This is a genomic window from Pantoea sp. Taur (assembly GCF_009830025.1).
Classification (GTDB): domain Bacteria; phylum Pseudomonadota; class Gammaproteobacteria; order Enterobacterales; family Enterobacteriaceae; genus Pantoea; species Pantoea communis.
In genome coordinates this window covers 35,367-44,924 of record NZ_SZZZ01000027.1, presented here as the reverse complement: position 1 = coordinate 44,924, position 9,558 = coordinate 35,367, and the positions used below count along the sequence as shown (strand labels likewise).

5 protein-coding genes and 5 pseudogenes are annotated in these 9,558 nt (G+C 53.2%); 9 read left to right on the top strand and 1 reads right to left on the bottom strand.

Annotated features, from left to right (window positions below; translation table 11 throughout):
- From FD744_RS25710 to istB, 8 genes and pseudogenes are all read left to right on the top strand, one after another.
- Positions 1-271: pseudogene (locus FD744_RS25710) on the top strand (IS4 family transposase); the annotation flags it as partial.
- A 134-nt stretch (positions 272-405) separates the two neighbouring features.
- Entirely contained in the window at positions 406-672 is a 267-nt protein-coding gene (locus tag FD744_RS23340) for a class II holin family protein (RefSeq protein WP_080748214.1), read from the top strand.
- A 130-nt stretch (positions 673-802) separates the two neighbouring features.
- Positions 803-1,267: a tail fiber assembly protein gene (locus FD744_RS23335; protein WP_160869678.1), complete on the top strand. Its 465-nt coding sequence runs from the start codon at positions 803-805 to the stop codon at positions 1,265-1,267.
- A 358-nt stretch (positions 1,268-1,625) separates the two neighbouring features.
- A complete protein-coding gene (locus FD744_RS25870) occupies positions 1,626-1,757 on the top strand; it encodes a hypothetical protein (protein ID WP_255463839.1) in 132 nt (43 codons plus the stop codon).
- A gap of 536 nt (positions 1,758-2,293) precedes the next feature.
- Positions 2,294-2,511, top strand: a pseudogene (locus FD744_RS26005) (DUF4113 domain-containing protein); the annotation flags it as partial.
- Positions 2,512-3,041: 530 nt separating this feature from the next.
- Entirely contained in the window at positions 3,042-3,242 is a 201-nt protein-coding gene (locus tag FD744_RS23320) for a hypothetical protein (protein ID WP_034830605.1), read from the top strand.
- A gap of 1,328 nt (positions 3,243-4,570) precedes the next feature.
- Positions 4,571-5,713, top strand: a pseudogene (istA, locus tag FD744_RS23315) (IS21 family transposase).
- A pseudogene (gene istB, locus FD744_RS23310) lies at positions 5,713-6,505 on the top strand (IS21-like element helper ATPase IstB). Before istA ends, istB begins: the two co-directional pseudogenes overlap by 1 nt.
- 63 nt (positions 6,506-6,568) lie before the next feature.
- Here istB and FD744_RS23305 read toward each other — a convergent pair.
- Positions 6,569-8,095, bottom strand: coding sequence for an IS3 family transposase (locus FD744_RS23305; RefSeq protein WP_160869676.1), 1,527 nt, complete (start codon positions 8,093-8,095; stop codon positions 6,569-6,571).
- Positions 8,096-8,218: 123 nt separating this feature from the next.
- On the opposite strand from FD744_RS23305, the pseudogene FD744_RS23300 reads away from it, so the two are divergent.
- Positions 8,219-9,547: pseudogene (locus tag FD744_RS23300) on the top strand (autotransporter outer membrane beta-barrel domain-containing protein); the annotation flags it as partial.
- Between the last annotated feature and the right edge of the window lie 11 nt (positions 9,548-9,558).

Below are 9,558 nucleotides of genomic sequence, written 5' to 3'. Positions count from 1 at the left end.
GAACCTTCTGAGGTTCATGATGGCGCAGATGGCGTACAGCCTGAAAGGCGTGGAACCTTATCAGATGAGTTTTAAGCAGTCCGCACTGTATCTGAGAAGTCATCTGAGCCTGCTACCGGGCATCTCACCGGGAAAAATACCGCGGATAATGGAAGAGATAATGGCGATGGCTCCAGGGCTGGTGCTGCCGGAAAGAAGAGTGCGGCATTACCCAAGGGCGGTAAAAAAGAGGCCACAACGTTATCCGTTGCGGCCTCCATTAAGATCTTAACTGACAAGCATTATCGCTCTGGCGGGCCTTTTTTTTGCCTCTTCCAGTCAGTGAAAACTCACCGAGTTTTCCTGAGTTTTAGCGGGCGTCCCTTCTCCTGACTATAGACAGCACCGACCCAATGGGAGGTGTGTATGAGTATCGATATGAGCAAAATTGCCACGGGCGCTGCTTACGGCGCTTCCTCGGGCACAATTGCTGTTGGATTGCTAACCCGGTTAAGTCCTGATGAGTGGAGCGCGGTTGGTGTTCTTGCTGGCATCGTGGTCGCGGTCATCACTATTGGAATCAACTGGTATTACAAACGCAAGGCCACTCTGGCCCCTAACGTTTCCAATTGCATTTTCGGGAATTACCAGCGTAGTGGTATCGAACGGGGATGGAGTAGTTGGCAATCTTAATATGAACGTACTAAACGCACTTAGAACTTCCGGCTTTGACTGTCGGGTTTATAACTACGGTGGAGCACAGACTGGAGCTGTCCGCATAAATTATATTGCTACAGGCGTTGTAAATATTTAAGAGGTTTTTATGTCAGAAGAAATAATTGAAAATCAGCATGAGGTAAGTGGTGGTGATGCGGGAAATATAAAGTATTACTATGCTGGTCAAGGATTTTACTCAAGCGATGTAATTGCCACAGCAATAGTAAATGGTTTCACGATGAACGACCTGATTGAAATTAGTAGGGAAGATTATAACGCCTGGTTTAGCCCTCCAGAAGGTAAATACGGAGCATGGGTTGATGCTAGGCCAGTTATAATTGATATTCCCAATCCGGATTATCAAGAGATTGCAGAATCGAAAAGAAAAGCACTGCTCGATGAAGCTACACAGGCAATCACTGTAGGGCAGACCAAGCTTTTGATGGGACGCAAACTGAGCGATGATGAAACTGAATCACTAAATGCCTGGATGGATTACATTGACGCTCTGAACGATACCGACATCAGTGTTGCACCTGATATACAGTGGCCGACAAAGCCAACTCCTTAAAAAAGCCCTGGCGACGGGGCAGATATGTACCGCGCCCGTCTTGAAGCAGACTACGGGGTGGGTGATTAAAGGTTAGTCGCTCACACTGATCCCCTCCACCTAAATTCGTTTTACCGTGCCTCCCCCCCATGCAACATGCGTAAAAAAGCACACTCAGTGGCGGGCAAAGTGTTTCATGGCAGGATTAACCTGCAAACTCGTACGCTAACGCGCAACATCCTGTATGCGTGTAGCTCTCTTAGGCTAAGACTGTGTAAAGTACAGTGATGTGGGAATGCTCTTACAGGTTGTGAGGTTAGGATTGTTCTGTGCTAGAGCATAAAAAACCCGGCACGGTGGCCGGGCACTGACTAACTCTGTGGCTGACCAACCGGGCCTTTGCCCAGCGGGCCGCCAGGTGCTGATTCGCCGCTTGGTGCATGCGGTCGACCATCATGGCCTACTGCAGGGCTTTCATGATGGCATCCTGCCAGCGTCACAAGGCCTGTAATAATGATTAATCCGCTTAAAAACTTCTTCATAATTTCCCCAGTCCATGAAAGCAACGGTATGTTGCTAATAAAGCTTAGGTTTTCAAAATCATTTGTCAAAATCATAGCAATTAAAAAAGTAAATTTCGTTATGCGCCAAGGGCTTTACAAAAACCTCACGTTAACGATCTTGATAAGCTTCTTTTTACAAACAATACTGTACGTACATACAGTATTGTTGGGTGGGAATGACAATGCCCCGTGACTACGAAATTAAGATGGCCTTCAGACAGGCGCTAAAGCGTGATGCAAAGGGCCGATTCACAATCAGTACAGTGGACTTTGTTGCAGTGCTTAAACGTTATAAGTGGGAGTATTCCCTGAGTGAAGCGAATAAGTGGATTGAAACCCACACTACAACGTTCCGGGACATTTCACCTACAAACGGTGAGGAGCGCGTGTTTCAGGTTTTCAATCCCAATGGTGGAATGTGATGTTCGCGCTGGTTGATGTGAACATGTGTTATGTCTTCAGCGCAACATTCGCCCGGCGCTAAATGAAAGCAGGTGCGATCCTCATCGACTTTTTTAGCCAGGGCATTTCACAGCTCAATCTCTTTGACGACCACAAACCAAAGGCCAGCATTGAGGTGTTTATTAGACGGCCTTAACCAGAGCGGGAAGGGGAAAAATATGGTTCGCAGGACAGGATACTCAGAAAGCGTGGGCAATGAAGCGAGAAATGTTGTCCCCGGCGTACACCACTCGATATTAGGATCTGCTGGCTGCGAGGTGACTCTCCCGGTTCAGAAATTGATGACAACCAGCAGTACCTGTTACCTGGTTGAGTGGAACGGGCGAAGTTGCATCGTAGACGAGAAGCGTCGACCGCAGAATGGTGACGCTGTTCTGTTGGATCTGTTAGGAAATTACGAATGGGGGCATGCCTATCTGCATCCCAGCCGCATCATCACCGATGACGGCCTGACCCTGGATGATGACCTGATGGAGGATGTGTCCGTGGTTGGAGTGGTAACGCACGAGGTTACTGCAATACACGAACAGGATGGGTCACCAATTTAATGCTCAAAATAAAAAACCCGGGAAACACCAGTCACCCGGGCGGCAACAATTTATGCCAAACATTTCCATTAAGAGTAAGAGCATGACCTCAACTACGGGGAAGCAGTCAGGACTTAAGAAGAATAGTATGCCTTTTACTTTTTGCTTTAAGACCAATCAAAAATTCACTCTTCCTGAAGTGATCTAGAATGATTAAGACAATTCTCATTTCCGGAGTGCGCCATGAAGGATGAAAAGTATTTTGAAAATCTCCACTCACGTGTAATTGGTGTGTTAGGCGGGTCTCTTATGTGCATTCTTGAAGAGCAAAAAGAGCTTACCAAAGATTCTCTGATTGAGGTTGTTAAACAAAATTTTGCTGGGGATGACTATCACTTGGCTGTAGATGTCGTCCTAGACTTGCTCCGTCAGCACAATAGTTGAATGACTTCTGTGCAAAATTGACCGAGGCAAAGTTATCCCGGGAGCAAATATTTTGCCTCGAATTGATTGAGTCCCGATGGGAACCGGAACGAATTGAAAATAGCTTGAGGACAAAATTGCCAGAGTGTGCAAAAAAAAGCACAGGATGCCCCTTTAGTTCAGCCTGTGCGGAGAGTTCAGCGTAATCTTTTATAGTTTTTTTCATGGCCTGCTGTAATGGGTCGAGTCATCACAGCATGGGACTCCAGTGTGCTTGCATCAGAAACACAACAACTACTAACAAAACCGTAGTGATACCTGGCAGCAAAAAATATCGCATTCTCGCCTCCACGTTTTCGACAGTACCACTTCAAATCTAGTCTATTTACGCAAAAAAGCCTGTGCTCCGAGTGAGATGAAGCGCGGGCAATCTTTGGGGGAAACTATCGAACCTTCTGGTTTGTATTCATCATGCTCTTTCCTACGTTAATTAATGTGATCTGAGCCGCTTGGACGAAAAAACCCGCTTCCAAAAATGGAGCGGGCGTTAAATTGGAGTTTGTAACGTACAACATCACATCACTAATGTTGAAGGGAAAATGTAACACTCTTACAACAAAATTAGGTTCGTTAAATTAGCTGATTACAGTGTAATAGTCTGAAAATTAGGAACAAAAATTAACCTTTGTAAGTAAAGTGTTAATTCTGGAATTTAATAAGAAATATTAGGAAGTGTTAAGTTAATTCTTCCCTGTGAGCCCAAACAAAGTTGTAACCGTTTTTGGCACAAAAAAGTCGGAGCAATGGAGTTCGGCCGGCAATATTTAAACGCCTGACTTATCAATGGAGTGATGGTAATCCCGAGGAGAACTGGTACGCCCTTATGTTGAAGGTCGTCCTTGGATAATCCAGTTATAAAACACAAAAAAACCCGCGCAGAGGCGGGTGAAAATTCGTTCAATGAGAAATTCTCTTTTCGTACGCATAACGCTTGCTGCGTGTATATGAATACGTCGCTATTATAGCAATAGTTTCTTGAACGTTCCGAAAAGTTCCATGATAAGAATTTACTGATGGGAGTAAGGAATTGCGTTCCGTTTCTGAAGTGATAGTCACACATCATAAAAAAGCCCGGCACTGATGGCGTCCGGGCTGCACAATGGGTGCGAATCATGATCAATCGGAGTTTGTCGGTAGTACAGGTAGTTCGGTGTCAGTCGTGTTTGTCAGCGCCAGTGATATAAGACTTTAATTCACAATTCGGGTTGTCCGCTCTACCCGTCATGCGGTTTCCTTAAGGTTCCCACACCGAAAAGGATTCCAGCATGCTGAGCAGATAGGACTTTTTCATGATAAAGCAAATGCGCCAACAGGGTGCTTACATTGTCGATATCGCAACACAGATCGGATGTTCCGAAAGAACCGTCAGGCGATATCTCAAATACCCTGAGCCCCCGGCCCGTAAAACACGCCATAAAATGGCAAAACTCAAGCCGTTCATGGATTACATCGACATGCGGCTGGCGGAAAACGTCTGGAACAGCGAGGTCATTCTCGCCGAAATTAGGACGATGGGGTACACCGGCGGGCGCTCTATGCTGCGCTATTACATCCAGCCCAAACGTAAAATGCGGCCCTTAAAGAAAACCGTGCGCTTCGAAACTCAGCCCGGTTACCAGCTGCAGCACGACTGGGGAGAAGTGGAAGTCGACGTGGCCGGGCAGCGATGCAAGGTGAACTTCGCCGTCAATACGCTGGGGTTCTCCCGCCGCTTCCACGTCTTGCCGCGCCAAAACAGGACGCTGAGCACACGTACGAGTCGCTGGTGCGCGCCTTCAGTTATTTTGGCGGCAGCGTGAAAACCGTGCTTGTCGATAACCAGAAAGCTGCCGTGCTGAAAAACAGTAACGGCAACGTGGTGTTCAACGCAGGCTTCCTGCTGCTTGCCGACCACTATGGCTTCCTGCCGCGGGCGTGCCGCCCTCGCCGGGCCCGTACCAAAGGTAAGGTTGAGTGGATGGTGAAATACCTCAAGGAAAACTTCTTTGTCCGCTACCGGAGGTTCGACAGCTTTACCCACGTCAATCAGCTCCTGGAACAGTGGATGGCAGATGTCGCTGACATGCGCGATCTTCGCCAGTTCCGGGAGACGCCTGCGCAGCGCTTCGTTGTCGAACAAACGCATCTGCAGCCGCTGCCGGCAACCGACTTCGATACCAGCTACTTCGATATCCGGCATGTGGGATGGCTACATCGAGGTTGGCGGCAACCGCTACAGTGTGCCCGAGTCGCTGTGTGGCCATCCGGTCTCGATCCGGATCTCGCTGGATGACGAGCTGCGGATCTACAGCAACTAAAATCTGGCCGCGACCCACCGGCTCAGCGGGGCTTCATCGGGCTGGCAGACGGTGCCGGAGCACCATGCTCCGCTGTGGCAACAGGTCAGTCAGGTAGAGCACCGGCCCCTGAGCGCGTATGAGGAGCTGCTGTGATGTACGAACTGGAAACACTGCTGAACCGGCTGAAAATGGAACACCTGAGTTACCACGTTGAAAATTTGCTTGAGCAGGCAGCGAAGCAGGAACTGAACTACCGGGAGTTCCTGTGTATGGCGCTGCAGCAGGAATGGAACGGACGGCACCAGCGGGGAATGGAATCCCGGCTGAAGCAGGCGCGCTTGCCGTGGGTGAAAACGCTGGAGCAGTTCGACTTCAGCTTCCAGCCGGGCATAGACCGAAAGGTCGTCCGTGAGCTTGCAGGTCTGGCGTTCGTGGAGCGCAGTGAAAACGTGATCCTGCTGGGCCCGCCGGGCGTGGGGAAAACGCATCTGGCGGTCGCGCTGGGAGTAAAAGCCGCAGATGCGGGCCACCGGGTGCTGTTCATACCGCTGGACAGGCTGGTTGCCACGCTGATAAAGGCGAAGCAGGAAAACCGACTGGAACGACAGCTGCAGCAGCTGAGTTATGCGCGGGTGCTTATCCTGGATGAGATAGGTTATCTGCCAATGAACCGTGAGGAGGCCAGTCTGTTCTTCAGGTTGCTGAACCGTAGGTATGAAAAAGCGAGCATCGTTCTGACGTCAAACAAAGGGTTCGCTGACTGGGGCGAGATGTTCGGAGATAACGTGCTGGCGACGGCGATCCTGGACCGTCTGCTGCACCACTCAACGACGCTGAACATAAAAGGAGAAAGCTACCGGTTGAGAGAAACGCAAGGCCGGGGTGCTGGCAAAAAGCGCAACGCCAATCAGTGATGATGAAATGGTGGAAAGCGGACAGCGTTAATGACCAACAGCGGACAATGAAAATGGCGAAAAGGGGGTGCGGACGATTTCCTGGACTGATTGATTATTTAAAGCCCAGCATTTGCCGGTACGTTTCCGGGCTGACGCACCCCAGCGACAGCTTAATGCGATGACCATTATACCAGCGTATGTACCTGTCCACCTGTTGCATGAAGCTATCAAGCGTTACGTCTGACCAGTTGCGGCCATAGTACATCTCGTTTTTCAGACGTCCGAAGAACCCTTCGCACGCAGCATTATCCGGCGAGCACGCTTTGCGCGACATTGAGCGCGTGAGCCCGGAGGAGGATATTCGCTGTAACCAACCCGGCCACCGGTAATGCCCACCTCTGTCACTGTGTATGATCGGCCGTTCGTGCGGTTTTAGCGTGTCGATCGCGCCTTCCAGCATACTGTTGGCAAGCATCGCGTCCGGCCGGGTGCCCACTGACCAGCTCACCACCTTACCGTCGAAGCAGTCCACCACCGGTGACAGCCACACTTTCCCCGCAGGCAGCTGGAACTCCGTGATATCCGTCAGCCATTTCTGATTGGGTTGCGCAGCGGTAAAATCCCGGGCAAGCAGATTGTCAGGGGCCGGGCCGATCTCGCCGCAGTACGAGCTGTACCGGCGTCGGCGGGTACCGTACATAACCAGCTTTTCCTCTGACATCAGCCGGCGCACCACCTTTTCAGAGAGCCGGACGCCTTCGTGGCGCAGCATCGCGTGCAGGCGGCGATAGCCGTAACAGCGGTAATTGGCGTCGAACAACTCCGTCAGCGTGGCCCGGACGCCGGCATGTTTATCGCCGGTGCGAAGCGTTGCGCGGTGATAAAAATAGCTGCTGCGGGCCAGACCCAGGTTAATCAGCAGCGCCGGCAGCGGGTGTTTCTCTCTCAGGGCATCAGCGACCTTCGTCTTTTCTCTGTTTGTCAGAGCGCTGATGCCCGGGCCTTTTTTTATGATTTCATCCACCTTTTTCAGGATATCGTGCTCCATCTGCATCTGCTGGATTTCCTGGCGGAGTCTGTCCCGCTCACTGCGCAGTGCGTCGAGCTCTTCATCTGCAGAAGTCTGGCTGCGTTTACGCATGGTTCTGTATGCCTCATCACCGATGATTTCATCCTTCCATTTGTACAACAGCGTACGGCTGACGCCAACGTTTTGGGCAACCTGCACGGCGGGGGTGTCTCTTGTGCACAGGTCTTTAACGGCCTGCTGTTTCACCTGCGGGCTAAAGGGAGCACAGGGATTCTGTATGCTGGTAAAAATGCGTCTCCTGCCCGGATAAAGCTCATCGATCCAGCGAACCAGAAGCGCGCTGCAGGGGTAGCCCAGCGCTCTGCGTGTAAAAGCCAGGCAGCAGCCATGCGTGAGATAATGTTCTACAGCGGCCCGCTTTTTGTCTTCAGTGTAGCGACGTTTGCGCGGAAAGCGGTTCAGATTACCGGCATTGTCTTCCCATTCGCGCACCCAGCGCCTGAGGTTGCGTTCTGTAGGGTAGCCGAGTTCGCGGACGACAGAGGCAACCTTCCTGCCGTATTTGAAGTAGAGCTCGATAGCGCGATTACGATCCGCTTCGGAATACATAATTTATCTCCTGAGAGTCCAGCAAATCGTCCGCACCCCCAAAACGGTCAATAATCTTGGCGTTGACACGTTGCGCTTGATGACTCCTCCGCCTGGAATGTAACCGCCGACTCTGACGTAGCTAATCTGGCCTTGAATGGCGGAACCGTGCGATTTGCACCGTCTTCCGGCGACGGCTTTCGCACCCTGTCTCTCGGCACTATCGATGGCGGCGGCAGCTTCTACATGAACACCGACGCCGCAGGCATGCAGGGCGACTTTATCGACGTTGCCGGCAGCGCCAGCGGCAGCTATCTCCTGCACGTCGCCAATACCGGCGCCGAGCCCGCGCAGACCGAAGACGCGCTGCGCCTGGTACGCACCGGCGGCGGCGACGCCGGTTTTACCCTGAACGGCGGGCGGGTCGACATCGGCGCCTGGCAGTACACGCTGGTCCGGAATGGCAACGAATGGGATCTGGTTCAGGCCGGTACCGGACCTGCTCCTGATCCCGAACCGGAGCCAGACCCTGAACCGGGTCCGGAGCCTGAGCCCGGCCCGTCCACCTCTGCGTCCACCGACGCCGTGCTGAGCATGGCCTCCGCCCCCAGGTTCATGTTTTACGGCGAGCTCAGCAGCCTGAGCGCCCGCGCGCAGTCCGTCCGCGGTGGCCATCAGAGCGGCGTCTGGGGCACCTACCTGCATAACGGCGACCGCGTTCAGGGTGCCTTGCAGTCCGCTTACCGGCTGCAGCAGGACGGCCTGATGCTCGGCGCGGACGTCGCGCGCGACAACGCTCACGGCTCGCTGGTGACCGGCGCCTTCGTCAGCTCCTCGTCCGGTCGCGTGAAGCACGCCCGCGGTGGAAAAAGTCGTATCGACGCCTGGGGTGGCGGTCTGTACGCTACCCAGCAGTCCGGCACGGGCTGGTACGCCGACGCGGTGCTGAAACTGAACCGCTTTGAGAACAGCCTGTCTGCACGCATGGGGGACGGCGCTGACGTCAGCGGAAGCTGGAACTCCTGGGGCTACGGGGGTTCGCTGGAGGCGGGTCGCCAGCTGCAGTACAGCGGCGGCCTGAGCCTGACCCCCTACGTGAGCCTCACCGGCTATCAGAACCAGTCCGGGCGCGTGGAGCTGAGCAACGGGATGACCGCCAGCACGTGCACCGGGCGCTCGGTGCGCGCCGAAGCCGGCGCCCGGGCGGCGGCCACGCTGAGCGCGGGCGGCGTGCCGGTCACGCCTTACCTGCGGGCCGCGCTGACGCAGGAGCTGGCAAAGGGCGGCACCGTGCGCATCAACGACCGCTATGACTTTGCCGACGACTTCGCCGGCAGTGGCGCGCGGGCGGGCGCGGGCGTCAGCGTATCAGTCACGCCTGCCGCGACGCTGTGGCTGGACGCGGGCTGGGCGCGCGGCGAGCGCAGCGAGTCGCCAGTCAGTGCCAGCACCGGCGTTAAAATCGTATTCTGACGGGATTTTTT